Raw genomic sequence first — 23,535 nt, forward strand, 5'->3', positions numbered from 1 at the left:
TTCAACGGCAGCAAACACCTCCGCCCGTCACCGGTCACGCCTTGTAGAGCCAGGGCCGGCCGCCCTGGACGATGTTCCTGGTATCCACCACGGGAACTCCGAAAGCGGCAAAGTCCATGGTCCGGTACTCGTCGTGGGGCGTGACGATGAGAATGGCATCACAGTCGGCATCCGGCAGCCGCGACCGGCGTCCGGCATATTCCGAGAATTCCCGTGAAGGCAATATGACGGGAATATAGGGATCGTGGTACGCAACCATCGCCCCCAGGGCCTCCAGCTTTTCCATAAGATGATATGTGGGGGACTCCCGGGCGTCATCCACATTCGCCTTGTAGGCAAGGCCCATTATATGGATTCTCGCCCCCTTCAGAGCCTTGCCCCGCTCGTTCAGGGCCACCATCACCCGGGAAACCACGTAATCCGGCATGGCTGTGTTGATCTCGCCGGCCAACTCGATAAAGCGCGTGGCCATGCCGTATTCGCGAGCCTTCCAGGTCAGATAGAAGGGATCGATGGGAATACAGTGCCCCCCGAGCCCCGGACCCGGGTAAAAGGCCTGAAAGCCGAAGGGTTTCGTCTTCGCCGCCTCGATCACCTCCCAGGTGTCGATACCCATGCGTTCGAAAAGCATCTTGAGTTCGTTGACCAGGGCGATGTTCACGGACCGGTAGATGTTTTCCAGAAGCTTGCTGGCTTCAGCCACTTTCGTAGACGAAACGGGGACCGTTCGCTCAACAACGCAGGAGTAGAGGGCATCAACCACAGCCAGGCACCGGGCTGTGTAGCCTCCCACGACCTTGGGCACCGTACGAAGGGAGTAGTGGCGGTTGTTCGGATCCTCCCGCTCCGGTGAATAGGCAAGATAGAAATCCGTCCCCGCCTTGAGGCCTCCGGCCTCGAGAATGGTCCGCACCATCTCGTCGGTCGTCCCCGGGTAAGTGGTGGACTCCAGAACAACGAGCTGCCCCGGCCGGAGATACCGGGCCAGCGCCCGAGTCGTGCCTTCCACATAGCGCATATCGGGCTCGCGGTTTCTGTTCAGCGGCGTGGGAACGCAGATGAGAATGCAGTCCATCGTCTCAAGGAGAGAAAAATCCGTTGTCGGAACAAAGCGTGTCGCCGCGTCACCGGTGAGGGAGGACAGGTCCACATGGCGTATGTAACTGGTCCCGTCCCGCAGCATCCTGACTTTCTCTTCGTCCACGTCAAAGCCCGTCACGGGAAACCCGGACCGCGCGAACTCGATAACCAGCGGAAGACCCACGTAGCCGAGGCCGATGACGCCCACTGATGCCTGTTTCGATGTTATTCTTTCGACAAGTTCCATTCCCGCACCCTCTCTCCTGGATCATCCCGTGATTCAGGCCTGTAGTCCGGAACAATGCTGCTGAGCTTTTCCTTGATTTTCTCCGCCGAACAGGATTTTGAAACGGCAAGCAGTTCATCAACTTCCGCATTCAAACGTTCCCTGTTCACAGCGTTTCCCCGCAAAACCATGATCTTGTCGTGATGTGTCGGGATAATCCCCTCCCCCTCGGTAATGAGTTCTTCATAGAGCTTCTCTCCCGGCCTGAGTCCCGTATAGACAATTTTGATATCTTCGTCCGGTTCAAAACCACTTAACCTGATGATGCTGCGTGCCATGTCCCGGATGCGGACCGGTTCTCCCATCTTCAAGATGAAGATCTCGCCCCCCTCGCCCATGGAACCCGCCTGCAGTATCAGCCGCGCCGCCTCGGGAATGCTCATGAAAAAACGGGTGACCTCCGGATGGGTCACCGTCACGGGCCCTCCTCGCGCGATCTGTCGCCTGAAGAGAGGAATCACAGATCCGGAGCTCCCGATCACGTTGCCGAAACGGACAGCCATGAACCGCGTCTGTCCCCGATGGTTCGCGCTCATGGCAAGGCATTCGCAAACTCGTTTTGTAGCCCCCATGATATTGGTCGGACGAACCGCCTTGTCGGTAGATACCATGACAAACTTTTCAGCTCCCGCGGCAAGGGCGCTTGCAACGGCATGCTTCGTTCCCAACAGGTTATTTTCCACGGCCTCCCAGGGATTTGCCTCCTGGAGAGGAACATGCTTGTAGGCGGCGGCATGAAACACCACGAGAGGCTTGAAATCCCTGAAGATCCGATCGACCCTTTCCTCGTTCCTGAGGTCTGCGAGGTAAATCCCCGCTTTCAGGCCCTGGAACTGGTCCCGAAGATCGATTTCCACCTGGTAGAGATTATATTCGCTGAAATCGACAAGGCCCAACGCTGATGGTCTGAAACGGGCGACCTGTCGCGTCAGCTCGGCGCCGATGGATCCCCCCGCGCCGGTTATCAGCACCCGTTTGCCGGTCAGAAACGCCCCGATTTGCCGACTGTCAAGATACACCTCATCCCGCCCTATCACGTCAGCGATCGTCACCTCCCGGACCATGGTCAGTGATACCTTGCCGTCAATCAATTCCCCCAGGGGCGGCATGGTCTTGAAGGGTTTACCCGACGCTTCACAGACGGCAACGATCTGTTTCATCTCGGCGCTCGTTGCCGAGGGTAAGGTAATGAGAATCTCGTCAAACTGATCCCGGATCTGATCAACCATGGTGATGCCGCCCATCACCGGAACGCCGTGAATCGTCTTGCCCTGCTTGCCCGGATCGTCATCGAGAATTCCCACAAGGGTCACTTTGATGCGATCATTCTCCATTATTTCCCGAATGATCCGTTCACCGGCATCACCGGCGCCGATGAGGAGCAGTCTCTTTCCTTTCCGCGCCATCAGACCGGTGCCGAGGGAAAATCCCGGTGTGATTCCTGAAAAATACAGGCGCACACCCAGACGGCTGCCGGCAACGAAAAACAGGGCAAGTATGAAATCGATTACGACAACGGAGCGGGGGAAGAACTCCAGTCGATAGAGAAAGAAAATAGCCAGGAGGATTGAAAAGGAGGAAAGAATATTCGCCTTGAACAGGTTTATCATGTCCATGATGCTGGTGTAGCGCCACATGCCCCGATAGAGGTTGAAATAGTAAAACAGGACAATCTTCAGGACGATCACCAGAGGCAGGGTCTTTTTAACAAACCCCAGCGGTAGCGCCGGGATCTGCCCCTCGTAACGGATCCAGAACGCTCCGTAATAGGCGAGAGCGATCATGATCATGTCGATCATGATCATGAACCAGAAATTTCTGTTCCGAATGATTGCTTTCATAGTCCGCAGGTCAGTATGGCATTGACAATCCGCTCGGCGGCATTTCCGTCCCAAAATTTGGGAATTCGTCCCTTCTTGATGTCCCCCTCCCTGAACCGGAGGTAGGCGTCTTGTATCCCCCGGCCTGCCGTTCCCACCAGCGTGTTGGTCCCCTCATCGACCGTCACGGGCCGCTCTGTATTATCCCGAATTGTAAAGCAGGGTACTCCCAAGGCTGTGGTCTCCTCCTGGAGGCCGCCGCTGTCGGTGAGCACAAGGGACGCGTCCTTCCACAACGTCAGAAAAGGCATATAGGACAGAGGGGCTGTCATGTAGATGCCCGATTTTCCGACCAGGCTCGTCAGGCCGAACTCCTCGACATTCTTACTCGTTCTCGGATGTACTGGAAACACCAGGGGCATGTCTTCGGATATTTCCGCCAAGGCCATCATGATCTCCAGGAATGTTTCACGTTCATCAACATTTGACGGCCGGTGAAGCGTCACAACGCCGTAGGGTCCGGCCCGCATTATTTCCCTGATCCCGGGTTCGAGAGAAACATCGGCCGTAGCGAGCTTTTTAATCTGGGAGTAAAGCGTGTCGATCATCACGTTTCCCACAAAATGAATCGATGTCTCCCCATGCCCCTCACGCCGCAGGTTCTCAATTCCGTCCTTTTCTGTCACAAACAGCAGGTCGGAGATGGAATCCGTAACAATGCGGTTAATCTCCTCGGGCATGGTCCTGTCACCGCTTCGCAGGCCCGCTTCCACGTGGGCCACAGTGATTAGCAGCTTCTTTGCCGTCACGGAGCAGGCCAGGGTGGAATTCACGTCACCCACCACGATCACTATGTCAGGCTTTTCCTTGATACAGACCTTCTCGAAGGACGTCATGACCTTTGCTGTCTGAACGGCGTGACTTCCCGATCCCGCGCCCAGAAAATACCGGGGTTTCGGAATCGACAGGTCCTCGAAAAAAGCGTGGGACATCTCGTAGTCGTAATGCTGCCCCGTGTGAACCAGCCGGCAATCCATCCTTCCCGAAGCCATTGCAGCCCGGTACACCGGCGCTGCTTTTACGAAATTAGGCCGGGCACCCGCCACCAGCAGTACCTTCATATGCACCTCCCTGGACGAACCCTCCTGTTGTCGCCTATACATGCATTATGACATAGCGCATTGGCGGATGCCTGTAAATAAAAGAGATATGTTTTTTCATTGATGTGCCGATCAGAGACCGCTGCTTTACCGAACAAGCGCCGCCACAACAGCATTCTGGTTTTCCCGGGTCAGGTAGGGATGCATGGGCAGACTGAATATACGGCGGGAAATCTTCTCTGATTCCGGAAAATCTCCCGTGCCATACCCGAAGGACCCGTAGGCGGGTTGCAGATGAAGGGGCTTCGGATAGTAGATGACGGAGGGAATGCCCTCCCGGTTCAGGATGTCCCTGAGATTGTCGCGATGGGTCTCGTCGCGGGCCAGAAGTGAATACTGAGCCCAGGTGGAGGTGCAGCCCGGGGGGATTGCAGGGGTCACCAGGGACGGAACGGCATCGTTTATGAGTCGGGTGTATCGTTGCGCCACTTTCCGGCGGAGAAGGATCTCTTCGGGAAAAATATCCAGCTTCGCCAGCAGGATGGCCGCCTGAATAGTGTCCAGGCGACCGTTGATGCCGATACGGATGTTTTCGTACTTGTCCCTTCCCTGGCCGTGAACGCGGATAGACCGCATGATCCCCGCCAACTCGTCGTCATCGGTGAAACACATGCCTCCATCGCCGTAGCACCCCAGGGGCTTGGCGGGGAAGAAGGACGTGCAGGCAACGGATGCCAGTGAGCCGGTGGATTTCCCGTTGCAGACAGCACCCAGGGACTGGGCCGCGTCTTCAATAACAAAGAGACCCTCTGAACGGGCGATGGCATTGATGGCCTCATAGTCGGCGGGAAGGCCGAAGAGATCCACGGGGATGACTCCCCGGGGAACAAGTGGTATGTCCTGGTCCATGTCCGGCAGGGGGTGTCCCGAAGAATCCCGCGCCTTTACAGACTCGATAGCCCGAATGAGGGCTTCGGGATCCAGATTGTAGGTTACGGGGTCGATATCGACAAACACCGGCGTGGCACCCAGGAGGCTGATCACTTCAGCGGTGGCCATGAAGGTGAAGGGGGTAGTGAAAACGGCGTCTCCAGGCCCAACTTTATGGGCCATGAGGGCCATAAGCAGGGCATCCGTACCGGAAGCGCAACTTATGGCGTGCCGGGTTCCCGTGAAGGCTGCAAGCCGCCCCTCCAGATCATTGATTTCAGGACCCATGATGTACTGCCCGTGGGCCAGGACCCGCTGGATGTTGGCGTCGATCGTGTCTTTTATACGCCGCTGCTGGACAGCGAGATCGATGAAATGCATGGCGTCCCTTGTTTCTCCTGTGCGTGGATGACACTGAATGATAGCGATAGTGTGTATAAAAGAGGTGAGGATTTGTCAAGTCGCTTGTCCGGCCCGGTACTTTCTCTTTCGGATCCTCTGTGGTATACGGGTCACTATTGTATGTTTGTCCCTCGGGACATTCGAGGAATGATGCCATTGGATTCGTTGTTTCACGACATCATCGACAGTACCGGAACTGGTATGTATGAAGGGACACGACAAATCACGCGGCCGGGGTGAAACGATGTACGATGTAAGTGCGGTAGTTTTTGACTTCGACGGCACGCTGGCCGAGTTGAACGTTGATTTCAGGCGCATGCGGACCCGGGTGCTGGAGAGTATTCGATCCCACGGAGAGTATCCGGAATCGTTCGAAGAACTCTTCGCCCTGGAAATGGTGGCCGGGGCGTCGCGCATGATTGCGGCCCGGAATCCGGCCGAAGCGGATGAATTCCGAAGGCAAGCCATGGAAATCATCCGCGAAGCCGAGATGGAGGGTGCCGCCCGGGGAAACATTTTCGATGGCATTCCAGCCATGTTCCTCGATCTCAGGGAACGGAACATCCGGACGGCGGTGGTAACCCGCAACTGCAGAGAGGCTGTTTGTACCATCTACCCTGCCATTGAAGACCACGCGGACCTCCTGGTTGCCAGGGACGGAATTATCCGGGTCAAACCAGACCCCGGTCACCTGCTGGCAGCCCTGGAAAGGCTGGAGGTACCGTCCGGGAAGGCTTTCATGGTGGGTGATCATCCTATGGACATAGAGACGGGAAAGGCTGCCGGAACTTTCACCGCCGGAGTCCTTACGGGTCTTTCGTCTCGAGAAAGTCTCCTGGAAGCCGGATGCGACGTAATCCTGGACAGGGCCGCACACATAGCGGATATCCTGAAAGATGTCCCCCGCTGATCGATTACCGGACTCGCGGAAGGGCGCCTGCGACAATCTTGACGAACTCGAAAAAAGTCGGAAAACGTCCCGTCCGCGGGCGGCTTTGTAAAAAGTTCCTTGAGACAAACCACAAAGCACGCATATGAGACGTACCTTGAAGTACGCCGCAGTGACGGAGACCGGAGCACACTTAAGCATCCGGGCACAGCGCCGGAGGTCATGGATCCGGCACTTTTTCCGAAGCCGTCAATCTCCTGGGAAGCGTGAATTGACACGATGGAAATCAGGTATTAGAGTAGTACCATGTATACGATAACGATACGAAAAACATTTTCTGCCGCCCACACGATCACCCTTGGCAGCATCGGGGAGCCCATGCACGGCCATAACTTCGCCGTGGAAATCTCTCTGGAATCCGGAGAACTCGACCAGGAAGGCGTGGTTGCCGATTTTCGGGACATCAAGCGTCATGCCGATGCGGTCCTGAAAGATCTGGACCACACCTACCTGAACGATGTCCCCGCATTCAACAACGTCCCCCCTACGGCGGAGAATATCGCCCGCCACATTTTCGACAGCCTGGAAAGGGCATTCTCTCCCGGCAGAACCCGAATTTCGCGTGTCACCGTGTGGGAATCGGAGAGCGCCCGCGCATCCTATGGGAGAGACGGCAGTGGTTGACGTTCAAAGTCGGCGGGATCATCGGAAAATCGACATCCAGAAGGTGGGCGTAAAGGGCGTCAAGTACCCCGTTATCGTACTGGACAAGAAAAGGGGTACCCAGCATGTCAATGCCACGGTCAACATGTATGTCAATCTTCCCCATCGGTTCAGGGGGACCCACATGAGCCGGTTCCTGGAAATTCTCAACAAGTACCACGGCGAGATCAATATCAGGACCTTTCAGACCATAATCAGGACCATACGGGAAAGGCTCGCCGGCGAATCGGCCTACATGGAGATCGAATTCCCCTATTTTGTGGAGAAGAAGGCCCCCGTTTCCCGATTGCGGAGCCTCATGGAATACCGCTGCGCCTTCATCGGCGAAAACCGCCGGGATCACATGGATTTTTTGGTAGCTCTGACAGTACCCGTGACGACTCTCTGTCCCTGTTCTAAAGAGATCAGCGCCGGAGGTGCCCACAATCAGCGAAGTCTGGTAACGGTGAGGCTCCGGTTCAGAAAATTCTTCTGGATCGAGGACATCATCAGCCTGGTGGAACAGTCCGCCAGTGGCGAGGTCTTCTCACTGCTCAAGCGTTCGGACGAAAAGCACGTCACCGAGAAGGCCTTTGAAAACCCCATGTTCGTGGAGGACGTGGTGCGGAGCGTGGCGGAAAAATTGAAGGCCGATTCTAATTTCACCTGGTACAGCGTGGAGGCTGAAAACATGGAAAGCATCCACAATCACAGCGCTTACGCATATACCGAATCAGAAAACCGGCCTTCTTCTACCGAAGGACCATGATGACCCCCAGGGCGGCGGCCAGGCAGATTCCGGTAAGGCCCGCCACGGAGAAGCCGAAAAACAGCGGTCCCGTCTCCATCCCGATCATGACCGACGAACCGATCACGAGAGATGCCGCGATCAGCCCCAGGCTGATTCGATTGGCGGACTGCCTCATGGCGTGGGTTATGGGCTCCAGACCCCGGTGGTCGAAGGAGGCCTTGAGTTTCCCCTGCTTCAACTGCCGCATGATCTCCCGCGTTTCCCGGGGAAGCTCCCGCAGGAGCTTCATGGCGTCACCACCGCTGTCAAAGAATTCTTCCGCGAGCCGGCCCGGCCGGTAGCGCTGAAGCTTCAAACGCCGGACGTGGGGCTCGGCCCGGGCGGTCATGTCGAAGTCGGGGGCCAGCATCAGGCCCAGCCCTTCCGTGGTGGCCAGGGCCTTGAGCATCAGGTACTTGTCAAAGGGAAGCCACAACCGGTGACGGAGAATCAGATCCAGAATCCTGTTCAGCACCTGCTCGATGCGAATTTCTTTGAGCGGCCGAAAAGCATAGAGCTCGATCAGATGGGACATGTCGGACTCCAGGGTCCGCCGGTCCGGCTCTTCATCGAACTCGACGATGGCCAGCAGGGCGTCGGTCACTTTCCGTTCGTCCTTCCGGACAATAGCGAAGGCCATATCGGCCATTTCATCCCGTGAGCGTCGGTCCACAGTGCCCATCATACCGAAATCGAGGTAGCAGATGACGTTGTCGGGAAGAATGAAAATGTTCCCCGGATGGGGATCGGCATGGAAAAAACCGTAGTCGAATATCTGGGCGAAGAGCAGGTCGGCTCCCCGCTGCGCTATGAGCGTGCGATCGTAACCCGCCGCGTCGAGATCGTCAAGATTCGATGCCTTTATGCCCGACACATATTCCATGACGAGAATTTCTTTGGTCGACAGGTCCCGAAAAACACGCGGCACATGGATGGTGGGGTTGTCCCGGAACTGGCCGGCGAAGCGATCGGCGTAGGAGGCTTCCAGAGTGTAGTCGATTTCGTTCTCCAGGGTGCGGGCGAATTCCTCCACGATTTTTGTGGGCCGGAAAAAACGGATCTCTTCCAGGTGCTCCTCCATAAGCGAGGCCAGGTGGAGAAGAATTTCAAGGTCCACCTCTATACCCGCACTGATACCCGGCCGCCTCACTTTGACGACCACCTCGTCTCCGCTTTTGAGTCGGCCCCGGTACACCTGCCCGATGGATGCCGCCGCCAGAGGCTCTTCGTCAAAACGCTCAAAAAGAGTCTCCAGCGGGCCACCGATCTCCCCTTCCAGTACGTCGCGCATTGTGTGAAAAGGAACCTGCACCACGTCATCCTGAAGCTTCTCGAGCTCCCTGATCATGTCCGGGGGCAGCATGTCGGGCCGGGTCGACAGAATCTGCCCCAGCTTGACAAACGTGGGACCCAGTTCTTCAAGGGCCATCCGTATCCGTTCGGCCCGGGTGTGCTTTTCGATATTCTTCGATCGTGATCGCGTCACGAACTGGATGCCCGTTTCCAGGTAGCCGCCCCTGTTGATCCGGTCGATGAGGTCGCCGAAACCGAACTTGATCATCACGGCCAGGATCTGCCGATACCTGTTGATGTGCCGGTAGGTCCGGGAAACGAACCCGATTTTGCGGATGAGCATGGACTATTCCCCGCTCTTTGAGGCCTTCTCCAGGGCCGTCACCTTCTTTCTGAGTTTGTCGAATTCGTCCCTGCTGACGATGTTCATAGTCTTCAGGGCATCTTTCACGGCCTTGTCGATGTTCTTCGCGAGGTCTTTTTTCATTTCTTTTGATTTCCTGATCATCTCGTCCACGGTTTCCCGGCCCTCTTTTTCGGAGATTTCTCCCCGCTTGATCAGGTCGTCCATGAACTCTTCGGCCTTTTCCCGGCTCAGAGACACAAGACCAAAGCCCATAAGGATGCTTTTTCTGATAAAATTTGACATGGCTTTTCTCCTCCCCCGTCATGGGCGCGTATCGCGTCGTCCCCGGCTTCACGGGGATGACAGAATTGACGGCTTCATAAGATATGCACGCCGTTCCGTAAAAACTTTTTGAGACCTTTAATTTTGTCATTTCGAGGAGCATCGTGACGAGAAATCTTCCTTTAACATCGATATGTTACAAGATTTCTCCCTGCGGTCGGAATGACAAAAACGACAGTTTTTCAAAGGTCTCTTTTTCCTGAAGCCGTCCGTCCCCCATCAGACATTTTCCGACCCTGCAGGAGCTCGTCAAAATGAGGTATGGTTCACAGTTTCTGATGGACATTGTAAATACCCACCTGTTTTTTTTCAAGAAAATAACGGGGTTTTCCGTTCCATTCCCGGGCCGGGTTCGCCTTGACAGTGCCTTCACAGGTGGATACACTCGAAACGCGTTCAGCCCGGTTGACATAACCAAGCCATGACGAACTCGTAAAAGTCGAAAAACGTCCGATAGAGGACGGCTTTTAAAAAAGCTCCCTGAGGCACGGCGCGCACATCCTGAGGAATGAGGCGTACTGTGCGATGATCACCTGTAACAACCGGATGGTGACCACCCTGATCGGGGAAGAGGTTGCCTCGGCGGTGCGAACCGGACGAGATACCCGGGAACAGAGGAAAAGAATTGACTATGGATCGATTTGACAGCGTGATTATCGGAAGCGGCCCCGCTGGTTTTGAAACTGCCCTGGGCCTGGCGAAGCTGGGTAATTCTGTTGCCCTGGTGGAAAAGAATGATCTGGGAGGTGTCTGCATCAACCGGGGCTGTATCCCCACGAAGGTAATGGTCTCGGCGGCAAAGCGACTGGAGCGGACTCAGTCGGCACGGCGCTACGGTCTGGAAACCGCGGCCACGGTATTCTCCTGTCCTGACTTCATGAAATACCGGCGGAACGTGACGTCCCGGTTGAGAAAGGGGCTGGAACAGCGCATCCGGAACGCGGGCATTACCGTATACAACGGAACGGCATCAATGGATTCTCCCGATGTTGTAAGAGTCTTTGACGGGGAGGGCGGAACCGTTGCAACACTGGGATTCGACAGGCTGGTGATCGCTGCGGGCACACAGCCCGTTGTTCCCGAAGCCTGGTCCGGCATTGATGGCGTCGTTGACAGTGAGACGTTCTGGAGCCTTGACGATCTTCCGAAGAATATCCTGATCGCAGGAGGCGGCGTCGTGGGCTGCGAATACGCCTCGTCACTGGCCACCCTGGGGTTTACGGTGACCGTCGTGGAGAGCGAAAACCGTCTTCTCACCACGGAAGAACCTGAGGTTTCAGGGATTATCCTGAAGCAGCTCAAGAGCAGGGGCGTGTCGGTGCTCCTGGAAACCACCGTGGATTCCCTGTCAGGGGGCAACGGGACCTTGGAGGTACGTCTGGGTAACCAGGCGGTGACCTGCTCCCTGGTGGTTTGCTGTATGGGACGGAAGGCCTTCCCGGACACTCTTGGACTGGACAGGGCCGGTCTTGATCTGTCCATGGCCTCGTCGTTGTGCCTGAAGGACTCCATCATGATCGCCGGCGATATCGCCCCGGGACCCCGGCTGGCCCACAAGGCGGCTCATGACGCCCAGGTGATCACGGACCGTGTTGCCGGCAGGGACCGGTCGCCCCGCTACGACCTGATCCCTCTGGCGGTATTCACCAGCCCTGAAGTGGGCAGGGCCGGCCTGACGGAGCGAGAAGCGGAGAAATTCTGCACCATTGACGTAAGAACCGTCCACTTCACGGAGATAGGGAAGGCCATTGCCGACAATGCGCCCCAGGGGTTTCTGAAAATTATTGCCGACCGGAAAACCAGGAAAATCCTGGGAATGACCATCGTGGGCTACGAGGCGTCCGAGTTCAGCAGCTACGCGTCGCTGGTACTGTATAATGAAATGACCGTGGACGGGCTGGGGCGGGTTGTCTTTTCCCATCCTACGCTGGGGGAAATCTTCCGGGAGTGCGCCCTGAGATTTTAAGAAGCGCGGCACGACGGTGCTAGTGGCCGATCGTTGCCGTCACCCCCTGGCTGTCGAGCAGATCCTTGATGCGTTTCAAACGGTCTTCGCCGGGTACGATTCCCTGACTGAAGGTGTAGGGTCTTCCCATCTGGGCGCTTTTTGATTTCCCCCCTTCATGGTAGGGCAGAAGCGACACTCTCTCGGCTCCCGTCTTTTTGGCCAGGGCCGCCATTTCTCTGATATATTCGTCCGAATCGTTTATACCGCCCAGTACGGGCATGCGGAGCCAGATTCTTGTGCTCCCCGCTATTTTGTAAAGATTATTCAGGATGCGCCTGTTGTCGACTCCGGTAAAAGCCCGGTGCATCTCCGGGTCAAGGTGCTTGATGTCAAAGAGAACGAGGTCGGTATGATCGAGAACCGCGGAGAATTGTCTCCAGGAGGAGAAGCCCGTCGTTTCCAGCGCTGTGTGCAGTCCTCTCGCTTTGCATGCCTGCAGCAGGCTCGACACGAAATCGCTCTGCCATAGGGGCTCACCGCCGGACAGGGTCACCCCTCCCGATGAGTTTCTGTAGAAATCTTCATCTCTTTGAACCTCATCAAGAACCTCTGTTACCGTCATAGAAGTCCCGCAGGCATTCAGGGAATTGTACAGGCATGCCGGAACACAGCGCAGGCAGTGAGTACATTTGGACCAGTCGATGGTCCGGCCCGTTTCCCCTGTGAGGGTGATTGCTCCTTCGGGACAGACTTTCAGGCAGGCACCACAGCCGGTACAGTTGATGTCCCTCACCAGCAGGGTTGGGTGAAAGTCCTGGGATTCCGGGTTGGAGCACCAGACGCACCGCAGGGGACAGCCTTTCATAAATACGGTGGTGCGGATTCCCGGACCGTCGTGGATACTGAACCGCTGGATGTTGAAAATATGTCCTTTTCTGGTGCTTTCGGCTGTTATCATGACAGGTACTCGCAGTGTTTTCTGATCGGGAACTCCTCGGAGAGCCGCCGATGATTCGCTGGCCTTCTGAAGATCGATCGTTTTCCGGTGTTACCCGATTACCGACTTCACGAACAGGACGAAAAAACAGGTTCACCGTAACGCTTAACAAAGAGTGGCCGCTGCAATGACCGCAGGGCGCGATCACCGCGGTGATACACAAGAGAGCGCAATCAGGCATCCGGCTCTAGTGGCGGAGGCTGTGACTCCGCCGGCTTTTCACGGAGCCGTTAACGGGGGCTGGAACGATGTTCCAGCCCCCGCTTCATGGTCCCGGTTCTCTCAGAACGTGTGTTCAGTCCTCATGATGATATGGTCCTGCAACCCCTTGGAGAGGTCGGCAAAATAGGCGCTGAAGCCGGCCACCCGCACGATCAGGTCCCGGTATTTCTCGGGATACTGCTGGGCATCGAGCAAGGTCTCCTTGTCTACCACGTTGAACTGTATGTGAGATATCTTCTTGTCCCGCCAGGTTTTAAGATAGCTGAGGAACATTTCCTTCATGCTCCCCTCCAGGTACTGGGGAAGAAATTTCTGGTTCAGCAGGTGGTTGTAGGTCTCCATGGTGTCGATCTTGGCGACGGAATTCAACACCGCCGTGGGACCTTTCTTGTCCGCGCCCGGCTGGGGAGCGAGGGTGGAGTCGGCGAAGGGTCCCCCGTCCATCCTGCCGTCGGGAGTCGCGGGGGTATCGGCAGCAAGCCCGTACGTGGCGGATACAGCGCTCCCATCTCCTCTGATGGAATAGCCGAAGCGGTCCTTGACGGTCTCCATGACCGCCTCGGTACGATGATGAACCTCCCGGGCGATGGAATCCGCGTAGTCATCATCGTTACCGTACTTGGGCGCGTTGATGCAGGCCTGCCGTATATCTTCGCGGCCTTCCCAGTTCTTGTCCATGATAGCGACAAGCTCCGGCAGGGTGACGAGTTTGTCATCAAAAACCACCTTTTTTACAGCCGTTATGGAATCGGCCACATTGGTTCCGCCGATCACCATGGCAAAGTCATGTACCATCGAGGGATAGACCCACTGTTTGCACTCCCTCCCCCGTTCGATGCAGCCTTCCACTATGGCTGAATAAAAGGGCTTCGGACAGTATTTCGCGTAGAGGTCACGGCAGGTGTTTTCCACGTGGGCCATCTTTGTGACGAAAAATTTCACCTGTTCGAGATAGGCATCGAGAAGGTCTTCCCATGATGTGAACGTGGCGGGGTCAGGCGTTCCGGCACCCCGCTGTTCACCCGTTTCCGGGTTCATGCCCTGGTGGAGGGCCCACCAGAGGCATTTTATCAAGACAAAGTATCCCAGGACGCGCCGGGTAATGTTTTTACCAGGGATCTCCATGTAGACACAGCCCGAGACAGAGTATGCCTGCGCGTCACTCGGCGGAACACCCCACTTTTCCAGCAGCGGTATGAGCGCCTCGTCATTAAAAAAGGATGGGTATCCGATTCCCGTTCGTATGACGTCCGTTGCCGCAGACAGCAGTTCATCGGGCGTGTTCCTGTGTACGCGCATGGCGATGCTGGGTTCGATGGTTCTCATGGTCTTCGCCGCTTCCAGAACCAGGTAGCTCAATTCATTGGTGACATCCCTCCCCTCCCGGTCCAGCCCGCCTATGGTGACGGCCTGCAGGGAAGCGACACCACCATACACGGAAGTGACCAGGGGAGAATACACAAGTCCCAGCTCGAGAAATTTAACCCAGAGGAGTTGGAGCATTTCCAGGGCCTCCTCCCGGGTGATCCGCCCTTCTTTCAAGTCCTTTTCATAGTAGGGACCAAGGACGTAATCCACCCGCAGGCCGATTCCCAGAGTTGAATATTCAAGATACCGGATAAGGTGAATGAAATAAAAGAACTGCACCGCTTCCTTGAACGTCCGGGGAGGGTTGGCGGGCACCCATTCACAGATTTCGGCGATTTCTTCCAGCCTTTTCCTGCTTTCCGGATCGCGTTCCGAGGCGGCCATGGTCCGGGCCAGGGTGGCATAACGGTGAGAAAAGTCAATAACCGCCTGCAGGACGATGATCACCGATTTCAGGAATTCCTTCTGGTCTATATAATCCGACGGTATGGTTCGGTCAATCTCCTCGAGCCTGGCCTCGCACCGTCTGATTCTCGCGTCGAGACCTTCCTTAAAAAGACCCTCATAGTCAGGTACGCCCAGTTCAGACCAGTGGGTCCAGAGAAAAGTCCCCTCGTATTGCCAGTACGTACCGAGATCGCCCGTGAAAGCTTCCTGGTGGCGATCGCTCATGCTCTTGCCTTTCCAGTAGGCACATATTTCCTCGAGTTCCTGTTTCCCGGCTTCGTCAAGCAGGGTAGTCCCGCCCGTACTGTTTACAAGCCTGAGGACCGAGCGCCAGTTCATGTCGATGGGGTGGTAAATGCCTTCCGGGTCAGACGTCTGGTACCCCACGATGCGCTCCCAATCCCTGATGAAGATGTCCATGTTACCGAGCACGTGGGCAAGGGCTTTGGCACGACGAAGGACCATCGCCTCCCCGTCGGTCTTCTTGAATGACTCCGTCATTAACCGGGAACGCTGCAGGTCGAGCTTTACTTCAGGACGGAAGAGACCCCGTGACTTGTCATCTTCCATGTAGCCGCGCTGGACATTGCGCACGGCCTTGCTGACAAACTTGTTCCTGAGATCCTGTTTGGGGGCCGTCGTTGTGACGGACTCTGTTACGGTAGTCGTCTCCATGATCGTCTCCTCTCTGCTCTTGGAATATCTGTGACTGCCTGAACGGGACACGGTCTCCCGCGGCAAATACGTTATGTAATATTCCTATAACATATTGTTATTTTTCCTGTCAAGAGGGAAGGGATAACAAGGAAGGGAAACCAAATCGGACGTTCAGACGTTGTATGAGTTCATCACACCTGATGATCTCGGAATAAGAAGTCGAAAAACGTCCAATAGAGGGCGGCTTTTAACAAAGCTTCTCGATGCAAGGCGCGCACATCCTGGGGAACGAGGCGTACGCTGCGGTACGCCGCGGTGACGAAGAAGAGAGCTCAACCAAGAATCCGGCTCCCGTACCGGAGGCATGCCTCCGGTACTATTGTACGGAGCCGTCACAATTGGCCGGCTATAATCTGTTTCTGAATCGGGCTTGTCCCTTCCAGTATGAGCAATCCCTGGGAATCCCGATGAAATTTGGACATGAGGTGCGGCCGCAGGTAGCCTGTCTTTCCCAATATCTGCATGCCTTTACCGCTCGCCCGGGCCGCGACTTCCGAGGCGAAGAGCTTGGCCATGGAGGATTCGCGGGTATAATCCTTATTCAGATCCATAAGCCGGCATGCCCTCCAGACGAGCAGCCGGGCGGCATCAATCTCCGCAGCCAGTTCCGACAGGACAAAACTGATGCCCTGGTTCTTGATAATAGGCCGGCTTGAAACGACCCGCTTCTTGGCGAACTGTATCGATTTTTCCAGCGCCGCCCGGGCCAGGCCGACACATATGGCACCGAAAAAGGCACGACCCCAGTCCAGGGTCTGCATCAGGAGCAGGTAACCGCTTCCCGGGAGACCGATCAGGTTGGATTTCGGAACGGCGACCTCACGAAAGGTGACAGTTGCCGTAGGAGCACAGCGGAGGCCCGGCTTGTCGTGATAGGGGCCGACAATGATCCCGTCGGCATCGCCGGGTATGACGAAGGTGTTGATACCGGCCCGGCCCCGGCCCGTGTCGCTGTTTGCCCAGACTATGTAAAAGGCGGCGCTTCCCGCGTTCAGGACGGGAACCTTTTCACCGGTAATGATGTAGTACTCACCATCCTGCCGTGCCATGGTAGAAAAAGATGACGTGTTCGAACCACCCTTTTCCTCCGTGATACAGCAGCTTGCAACGGCATCCGCGGGATCGAGAAGCGGGGACAGAAACTTCTTCTGCTGTTCTTCCGAACCTCCTATCAACAGGGCGGAAACCGAGTGGACCGTGGCCGCATAAATGCTGGCCAGCCCGGCACACCCGTAACCGATCTCTTCCGTCACGATTGAAAGTGTCAGCCGGTCCAGAGCGTGACCGCCGCATTCATCAGGAATGATAAAAGAATTCAGTTTTTCTTCCGCTATGATGCAGAGGTAGTCTCCGTCGATAGGTCCCGGTTCGGCCGAATCCACCTTGAGAGACAATGGTTGGAGCGCTACAGCCCGGCGATTGATCTTCTCCTGAAGTTTTTTCTGTTCCGCCGACAATTCAAAGGAAATCATTGTTTACCTCCGCTCTTCTGCCAGAGAACAAAGTCAAGAACGGACTTCCTCTGCGAAGGCTTCAGCCCCGGCAGTGCTTCAATGATTCGTTGTGCCAGAGGGTCTTTCAAAATCGTGTCGTAGTCGGAGTTTGCCGGGTGTCTGTCTTCAGAGCCCTCAAGGAAGTATGTCACGGGTTTGCCCAGAAGATTCCCGATACGCTGGAGCTCCGCCAGATAGAGACGCCGCTTGCCCAGTTCGTAATTGGAGAGCGAGGCCTGCGTACAACCCAACTTCCTGGCCAGGTCATCCTGGCTCAGTCCCGCCTCTTCCCGTGCCTTCTGGAGCTTTCGTCCTATTTCTTCGTAGGCTTTCATGGTTCTTCAATCATGACGGCTTCGTACAATGGTACCGGAGCCGCATGCCTGATTGCGCTCCGGCCTTCGTCACCGCGTTGTACCATCACAGTACGCCTCGTTCCTTAAGATGTACGCACCGTGCCTCAGGGAGCTTTTACAATACCGTCCTCTACCAGACGTTTTTCGATCTTTACGAGGCCGTCAATCGTTACTGCAGGAAGTACACTATTTTAGCGGGGAAGTACAGATTGTTCCGGAGGACCATCGGACGGTCGGCCGGCAGTGCTACACGCCCTCACGCGGGAAGGCGACAAAGGCCGGGAAATCAAAAAAGAAAGAAGGCCTGCCGGTTATGGTATTAACCCACAGCCCTTCTCTTGATTTCTGGAGGCGGCAACCGGATTCGAACCGGTGAATAACGGTTTTGCAGACCGCTGCCTTAGCCACTTGGCTATGCCGCCGAAAAATGGAGCGGGCGAAGGGATTTGAACCCTCGACGTCCACCTTGGCAAGGTGGCACTCTACCACTGAGTTACGCCCGCTCAATGGAAGCTACTCATAGTAAAATACCTGGTCCCTGTCAACGAAAAACTTCCGGAACAGCTCCCGTCGCATGCAGTACACGGACCATCGGCGACATCAATGGCTTAAGGACTCCCGGTGAAACTTCATGGTATATTCGGTTCCGGACCATACGGAGAGAACCAGGGCGATGTAGATGACAACAATCCCCACCGCGTGGGCGTTCAGTCCCAGGAAGGGATAATGGATAAGAAGGGCCGACACGCCGATGACCTGGCAGAGGGTCTTCTGTTTCCCCAGGCTGCTTGCCTCGATTATCAGCCCTTCGGCCGAGGCGAAGCTTCGAATTCCGTCGACGACGACGTCCCGGGCAATCATGATAACCACAACCCAGGCTGGTATCCTGTCCAGGGGAATCAGCATGATCATGGCAGTGCTTATGATCAGCTTGTCGACGATGGGATCCATGAGTTGCCCTACTTTTGTCACAATGTTGTATCGCCGCGCGATGTAGCCGTCCAGAAGATCCGTCAGGGCGGCGGCAATGAACAGCAGCGCTATGACCAGGCTCAAGACTCTTCCCGGATTGAGGAGCAGCAGGAACAGAACCGGTATTATGCCGACCCTGAGCATAGTGATACTATTGGGAAGATTGAAAATCTGCCGCTTTTTCTCCGACATGGGGAGCCGGTCAAATCTGTCTTTCAGAAAATCTATCACGCTGCCTCCGGGGAGAATGAAGGATTCCACTTGCGTGTTATTTCTTGGGCACTTTTTTCCAGTCTTCCAGGAATTTCGCCAATCCCACGTCCGTCAGTGGATGGCGGGCCATTTGTGACAGAACGCCGAAAGGCATGGTTATTATGTCGGCACCCAGCAGGGCCGCGTTGAGAACGTGAAGCGGATGGCGAACGCTGGCCACGATGACCTCGCAGTCAAAGGCATAGTTGTCGAACATGTACAGTATCTGTTCAACGAGTTCCATGCCGTCATGGGACACGTCATCCAGACGCCCGATGAAGGGACTCACGTAGGCGGCCCCCGCCTTTGCCGCCAGGAGTGCCTGCAGGGCGGAAAAGATCAGGGTCTGGTTCACGGCGACGCCCTCGTCAGCGAGAGCCTTTGTCGCTTTCAGGCCTTCTATGGTCATGGGAATCTTTACCACCACATTGGGAGATGTGGCCGCCAGTTTTTTACCCTCCTTTACCATACCTGCGGCGTCTTCGCTGACGACTTCGAGACTGACGGGACCGTCGACGATAGCCAGGATCTCCTTCACCACCGTGTCGAACTTTTTCTTCTCCTTCGCGACCAGGCTGGGGTTGGTAGTGACCCCGTCAACCATGCCCATTCCAATTCCTGCTTTAATTTCGTCTATGTTCCCCGTGTCAAGAAAAAATTTCATCAGCTTCTCTCCTTCCGTATAGAACTGTGCCGCTCGGCGTTCACTGCTGCCGCCGGCTCTGCCGGTAGCGGTCGCGGCATTCCTCACTGCAGAAATGGTGTACTTCTCCCTCGATGGTCGCGGTCAGGGCACTATTTACCGGAACGTAGGTTCCGCACTGGGGGTCTTTCACGAGATCCTCACTCGCAATTTCAGACCTGCGGCGGGGTAAGACACGATCCTTCTCCCCGGGGACCTGAAAAAGATACCGGGCGGCCCGGTAGGCTAAGTACAGGATAACGATTAGCAGTATCAGACGTACTATCATGAACGACACGCCGGTGGAAGACCCCGCAGGATCGTTTCACACCTCCTGTTTTCGTCATTCCCGGTCCGACCCGGGATTCGAATCTGCTCACTCCCGATTCCCGCATGAACGGGAGTGAGCGCAGGGCAGACAGCTCAACACCGGGCGGCAATCGGGACTCCCCAATACCCGGGATTGGCCTGACAGTACACTTTCAGGATTTCTCCCCTACCCCTCCAGCTTTACAACCGTTGCGGCGTCTTCCAGGCGATCCAGCAGTCCCCGAACCGATATGCCGAATCGGGGATGAATCACCCATGAGGCAATCTCCGCGAGAGGCTCCAGGACAAAGCGACGCCGGTGCAGTTCACGATGGGGTATTACCAGGTCATCCTCGTCGATGACGGCCTGCCCGTAAAACAGGATATCCAGGTCGATGATCCGGGGACCTCCGTCGCCTGTACGGGTCCTTCCCATGTCCCGTTCACGTTCCTGGAGTGCTTGCAGGAGACGCCGGGGCTCCAGAAGGGCCCGTATCTCCGCCACGGCGTTTATGAACCAGGGCTGCCGGATCATTCCCACCGGCTCCGTCCGGTACAACGATGACCGTCGAACCGGCACCAGGCCGGGAGTTTCCGACAGGCTCTCCAGTGCCGAGCGACACTGTCGCAGGGGGTCATCCTGGTTGGAACCGATCGACAGGTAGCAGATAACACCTTCTTCCCTGCCATCCGTGAACCGCCTCCGCATTGTCGGGATCACTCCTTCAGTCCCAGCACATCCTGCATGTCGTAGAGGCCCTTGGGCTGGTTCACGACCCAGCGGGCCGCCCTGAGGGCCCCCCGGGCGAAATTGTCCCGGCTGTGGGCGCGGTGTATGAACTCGAGCCGCTCGCCCATACCGCCGAAGATGACCGTATGTTCGCCCACGATATCGCCGGCCCGGATGGTCTGGATACCGATCTCCTGTTTTGTCCTGGCTCCTGTCATACCCCGGCGCTCGTAGACGCCGACATCATCCATGTTTCTCCCCAGGGCGCGGGCTACGACCTGTGCCATCATGACGGCCGTTCCGCTCGGCGCGTCTTTTTTCTGGTTGTGGTGGGCTTCGACGATTTCAACATCGTAGTCATCACCCAGTATTCGGGCCACCGAATCGAGCATCCTGAACATCACGTTCACACCGACGCTCATGTTCGGGGCGAGAACGCAACGTGTCTGCGCGGCCAGCCGCACGACCGCCTCGAGTTCCCGGGCCGTCAGTCCCGTGGTGCCTATGACGGCAGCCTTTTTATGGCGCGCTGTTATTTCAAGGTTATTCACCACCGCGTCGTGGTGCGTAAAGTCAATGATCACGTCACCGGCGTCAACACAGTCTTCGAGGCTTCCGGACACCTTCACGCCCCGTGCCGACAGAGCGAGAGCGTCTCCGATATCCTCCCCCACCAGGGGATGGCCGGGAATTTCAACGGCTCCCGCGAGTTCGAGATCTTCGGCGCCGTCCAGAAGCGAACAGATCCTGCATCCCATGCGCCCACCCGCTCCCATGACAATAACGCGTATCACAGTCTTTTCCTCCGATTACAGGTCCGCGGCAATCAGTGATTGTCTGCCGTCGTTTCAGATCAGCCCGCAGGCACCGATCACCTTCTTGACGCGTTCGTAGTTCGCGTCCGACAGGGGGCACAGGGGGAGTCTCAACTCATACTCGATTTTTCCCATCATTGAAAGAGCCGCCTTGACGGGAATGGGGTTTGTCTCGAAAAAAAGGGCCTCCATGACGGGCCACACGCGATAGTGAATCTCCCGTGCCACTGCAAGATCCCCCGCCGCCGCAGCCTTTACCAGCCTGGACATGTCACCGGGAACGATGTTTGAGGCCACCGATATGACACCCTTGCCGCCGATGGCCATGATGGGAAGAACCGTAAAGTCATCACCCGAAATGACGGAGAAGCCCTCACCGCAGAGCCTGATGACGGAACTGACCTGCCGCAGATCTCCCGTGGCTTCCTTGATGCCCACGATATTACTGATTTCCGAAAGTCGGGCGACCGTTTCGGGCAGAACGTTGCTTCCCGTCCTGGAAGGAACATTGTAAAGGATCACGGGAATGGGTACTGCTTCGGCCACGGCCTTGAAGTGGCGGTAAATGCCTTCCTGGGTAGGCCGGTTGTAGTAGGGAGACAGCAGGAGCGCTCCATCGGCGCCGGCCTCGTAGGCGTGACGGGTCAGCCTGATCGCCTCGACGGTGTTGTTGGATCCTGTACCGGCGATGACGGGGATGCGCTTCTTTACGGCGTCGATGACGATTTCGATGACATTATCGTGTTCATCGTGGGAAAGCGTCGCCGACTCCCCCGTAGTTCCACAGGGTATGATGCCGTCGGTTCCGTTTTCAATCTGGAATTCGACAAGCCCTCTCAGCGCCTCCTCGTCCACCTCACCGTTTTTAAAGGGTGTCACAATGGCTGTCATGGATCCTTTGAACATTATTTTTTTCCTCCTGTTTCCATTACCGGTAACCCGGAACCCTGAACCGTCTCCGTCCCATGCCTGCTCAGGCGTTCGGGTATAGACTCTCCCCTTATCAGGTCCTGGTAGGTTTCACGCTTTTTTATAACCTCCACGGCGCTTCCGCTGACGAGCAATTCCGCTGCCCGGGGCCGGGAATTATAGTTCGACGCCATGGTGAACCCGTAGGCGCCCGCGCTCATGACGGCCACCAAGTCGCCCTGGTCGAAACGGGGCACTTTTCTGTCTTTTACAAAATAATCGCTTGATTCGCAAATAGGTCCCACGATGTCGGCGACAACAGGCTCCCTCTCTTTTTCCAGTACCGGCAGTATCTGGTGATACGAATCGTAGAGACTGGGGCGTATCAGGTCGTTCATTCCCGCGTCGACGATGATAAAGTTCTTGTGGCTCCCATACTTGGTATAAAGTACCCTGGTGACCAGGATTCCCGCGTTACCGACAATGACCCTGCCGGGTTCCAGGATGAGAGTGCACCCTGTATCACGGGCTTTTTCAGACACCACACGGGCATAGTCGCGGGGGTGGGGCGGCGTTTCCTGATCATAGGCAATGCCCAGACCGCCGCCGATGTCCAGATAACGAATGTCAATACCTTCCTGTCGCAGAAGCCCTATGAGGTCCTTCAGGCTGTCCATGGCCTCGAGAAAGGGCCTGATGTTCAGGATCTGCGAGCCGATATGGCAATCGACACCGATGATCTCCAGGTTGCTCAGCTCCCGAGCCCGGCGATACTCCCCGATGGAGTGCCCGATGTCGATGCCGAACTTGTTTTCCTTCAGGCCTGTCGATATGTGGGGGTGTGTCAGCGGATCCACGTCCGGGTTGACCCGAAGGGCTATGGGCGCTTTTGCTCCCTTTTGACCGGCCACGGTGTTTATCAGCTCCAACTCCTGCGACGATTCGACGTTAAACATGAGAATGCCCGCGTCAAGGGCGTAGCTGATTTCATCGCGGCGCTTGCCCACGCCTGAATAGACTATTTTTTTCGGATCCGCCCCGGCCGTCAGGGCCCGGAACAGTTCTCCCCCGGAGACGACATCAACTCCGCCACCTTCATTGATCAAGGCTCTCAAAACAGCGATATTCGAATTCGCCTTCGCGGCAAAACAGACCAGGTGGGGCATGCCGGCGAAGGCCTGATCGAACACCTGGTAGTGACGTCTGAGCGTTTTCAGGCTGTAGAGGTAGAAGGGCGTCCCCTGTGACTCGGCAATAGCCGAAATAGGAACGTATTCACAGTGCAGTTCATTGTTGGAATATTCGAAGTAGTGCATGGAGCTTCCTCGGACCGTGTGG

21 protein-coding genes and 2 tRNA genes are annotated in these 23,535 nt (G+C 56.3%); 4 read left to right on the forward strand and 19 right to left on the reverse strand.

The window, feature by feature from the left end; genetic code table 11:
• Positions 1-34: 34 nt before the first annotated feature.
• The 4 genes from M0Q23_05315 to M0Q23_05330 all read right to left on the reverse strand — a co-directional run bounded on the left by M0Q23_05315 (position 35) and on the right by M0Q23_05330 (position 5,597).
• A complete protein-coding gene (locus M0Q23_05315; GenBank protein MCK9528056.1) occupies positions 35-1,327 on the reverse strand; it encodes a nucleotide sugar dehydrogenase in 1,293 nt (430 codons plus the stop codon).
• Entirely contained in the window at positions 1,306-3,207 is a 1,902-nt protein-coding gene (locus tag M0Q23_05320; GenBank protein MCK9528057.1) for a polysaccharide biosynthesis protein, read from the reverse strand. Before M0Q23_05320 ends, M0Q23_05315 begins: the two co-directional genes overlap by 22 nt.
• Entirely contained in the window at positions 3,204-4,307 is a 1,104-nt protein-coding gene (wecB, locus tag M0Q23_05325; protein MCK9528058.1) for a UDP-N-acetylglucosamine 2-epimerase (non-hydrolyzing), read from the reverse strand. The genes M0Q23_05320 and wecB overlap by 4 nt, the downstream gene beginning before the upstream one ends.
• Positions 4,308-4,433: 126 nt before the next feature.
• Positions 4,434-5,597, reverse strand: a complete 1,164-nt coding sequence (locus M0Q23_05330; protein MCK9528059.1) for a DegT/DnrJ/EryC1/StrS family aminotransferase — start codon at positions 5,595-5,597, stop codon at positions 4,434-4,436.
• A 265-nt stretch (positions 5,598-5,862) separates the two neighbouring features.
• Here M0Q23_05330 and M0Q23_05335 point away from each other — a divergent pair, with 265 nt between their 5' ends.
• From M0Q23_05335 to folE2, 3 genes are all read left to right on the forward strand, one after another.
• On the forward strand, positions 5,863-6,528 hold the full coding sequence (locus M0Q23_05335) for an HAD family hydrolase (GenBank protein ID MCK9528060.1): 666 nt from the start codon (positions 5,863-5,865) through the stop codon (positions 6,526-6,528).
• A 285-nt stretch (positions 6,529-6,813) separates the two neighbouring features.
• Positions 6,814-7,191 carry a 6-carboxytetrahydropterin synthase gene (locus M0Q23_05340; protein MCK9528061.1) on the forward strand — a complete coding sequence of 126 codons (378 nt, stop codon included), beginning with the start codon at positions 6,814-6,816 and terminating at the stop codon, positions 7,189-7,191.
• Positions 7,184-7,978 (forward strand): GTP cyclohydrolase FolE2, encoded by a 795-nt coding sequence (gene folE2 / locus M0Q23_05345; protein MCK9528062.1) that lies wholly within the window; start codon positions 7,184-7,186, stop codon positions 7,976-7,978. The genes M0Q23_05340 and folE2 overlap by 8 nt, the downstream gene beginning before the upstream one ends.
• Here the strand turns inward: folE2 and M0Q23_05350 are convergent.
• Both M0Q23_05350 and M0Q23_05355 read right to left on the reverse strand, forming a co-directional pair.
• Positions 7,962-9,635: an AarF/ABC1/UbiB kinase family protein gene (locus M0Q23_05350; GenBank protein MCK9528063.1), complete on the reverse strand. Its 1,674-nt coding sequence runs from the start codon at positions 9,633-9,635 to the stop codon at positions 7,962-7,964. The genes folE2 and M0Q23_05350 overlap by 17 nt on opposite strands.
• Before the next feature lie 3 nt (positions 9,636-9,638).
• A complete protein-coding gene (locus M0Q23_05355) occupies positions 9,639-9,941 on the reverse strand; it encodes a hypothetical protein (protein MCK9528064.1) in 303 nt (100 codons plus the stop codon).
• A gap of 670 nt (positions 9,942-10,611) precedes the next feature.
• Between M0Q23_05355 and M0Q23_05360 the strand changes: the two genes are divergently transcribed.
• Positions 10,612-11,946: an NAD(P)/FAD-dependent oxidoreductase gene (locus tag M0Q23_05360; protein ID MCK9528065.1), complete on the forward strand. Its 1,335-nt coding sequence runs from the start codon at positions 10,612-10,614 to the stop codon at positions 11,944-11,946.
• A 19-nt stretch (positions 11,947-11,965) separates the two neighbouring features.
• Here the strand turns inward: M0Q23_05360 and M0Q23_05365 are convergent, their stop codons facing one another.
• From M0Q23_05365 to lysA, 13 genes are all read right to left on the reverse strand, one after another.
• Positions 11,966-12,886 (reverse strand): glycyl-radical enzyme activating protein, encoded by a 921-nt coding sequence (locus M0Q23_05365; protein MCK9528066.1) that lies wholly within the window; start codon positions 12,884-12,886, stop codon positions 11,966-11,968.
• A 321-nt stretch (positions 12,887-13,207) separates the two neighbouring features.
• A complete protein-coding gene (locus M0Q23_05370; GenBank protein MCK9528067.1) occupies positions 13,208-15,637 on the reverse strand; it encodes a hypothetical protein in 2,430 nt (809 codons plus the stop codon).
• Between the two features lie 374 nt (positions 15,638-16,011).
• Positions 16,012-17,151 carry an acyl-CoA dehydrogenase family protein gene (locus M0Q23_05375; GenBank protein ID MCK9528068.1) on the reverse strand — a complete coding sequence of 380 codons (1,140 nt, stop codon included), beginning with the start codon at positions 17,149-17,151 and terminating at the stop codon, positions 16,012-16,014.
• Positions 17,148-17,507: a helix-turn-helix domain-containing protein gene (locus M0Q23_05380; GenBank protein MCK9528069.1), complete on the reverse strand. Its 360-nt coding sequence runs from the start codon at positions 17,505-17,507 to the stop codon at positions 17,148-17,150. Before M0Q23_05380 ends, M0Q23_05375 begins: the two co-directional genes overlap by 4 nt.
• Positions 17,508-17,874: 367 nt before the next feature.
• Positions 17,875-17,950 (reverse strand) — tRNA-Cys (locus M0Q23_05385).
• A gap of 6 nt (positions 17,951-17,956) precedes the next feature.
• Positions 17,957-18,031 (reverse strand) — tRNA-Gly (locus M0Q23_05390).
• 97 nt (positions 18,032-18,128) lie between these two features.
• Entirely contained in the window at positions 18,129-18,731 is a 603-nt protein-coding gene (gene pgsA, locus M0Q23_05395; protein ID MCK9528070.1) for a CDP-diacylglycerol--glycerol-3-phosphate 3-phosphatidyltransferase, read from the reverse strand.
• 37 nt (positions 18,732-18,768) lie between these two features.
• On the reverse strand, positions 18,769-19,416 hold the full coding sequence (gene fsa / locus M0Q23_05400; protein ID MCK9528071.1) for a fructose-6-phosphate aldolase: 648 nt from the start codon (positions 19,414-19,416) through the stop codon (positions 18,769-18,771).
• A gap of 40 nt (positions 19,417-19,456) precedes the next feature.
• On the reverse strand, positions 19,457-19,723 hold the full coding sequence (locus tag M0Q23_05405) for a hypothetical protein (GenBank protein ID MCK9528072.1): 267 nt from the start codon (positions 19,721-19,723) through the stop codon (positions 19,457-19,459).
• A 207-nt stretch (positions 19,724-19,930) separates the two neighbouring features.
• Positions 19,931-20,452 (reverse strand): 2-amino-4-hydroxy-6-hydroxymethyldihydropteridine diphosphokinase, encoded by a 522-nt coding sequence (gene folK, locus M0Q23_05410; protein MCK9528073.1) that lies wholly within the window; start codon positions 20,450-20,452, stop codon positions 19,931-19,933.
• Positions 20,453-20,460: 8 nt separating this feature from the next.
• Positions 20,461-21,267, reverse strand: coding sequence for a 4-hydroxy-tetrahydrodipicolinate reductase (gene dapB / locus M0Q23_05415; protein ID MCK9528074.1), 807 nt, complete (start codon positions 21,265-21,267; stop codon positions 20,461-20,463).
• A 54-nt stretch (positions 21,268-21,321) separates the two neighbouring features.
• Positions 21,322-22,194 carry a 4-hydroxy-tetrahydrodipicolinate synthase gene (gene dapA, locus M0Q23_05420; protein MCK9528075.1) on the reverse strand — a complete coding sequence of 291 codons (873 nt, stop codon included), beginning with the start codon at positions 22,192-22,194 and terminating at the stop codon, positions 21,322-21,324.
• On the reverse strand, positions 22,194-23,513 hold the full coding sequence (gene lysA / locus M0Q23_05425) for a diaminopimelate decarboxylase (GenBank protein MCK9528076.1): 1,320 nt from the start codon (positions 23,511-23,513) through the stop codon (positions 22,194-22,196). The genes dapA and lysA overlap by 1 nt, the downstream gene beginning before the upstream one ends.
• Between the last annotated feature and the right edge of the window lie 22 nt (positions 23,514-23,535).

Source organism: Syntrophales bacterium (assembly GCA_023228425.1).
Classification (GTDB): Bacteria; Desulfobacterota; Syntrophia; order Syntrophales; family UBA2210; genus MLS-D.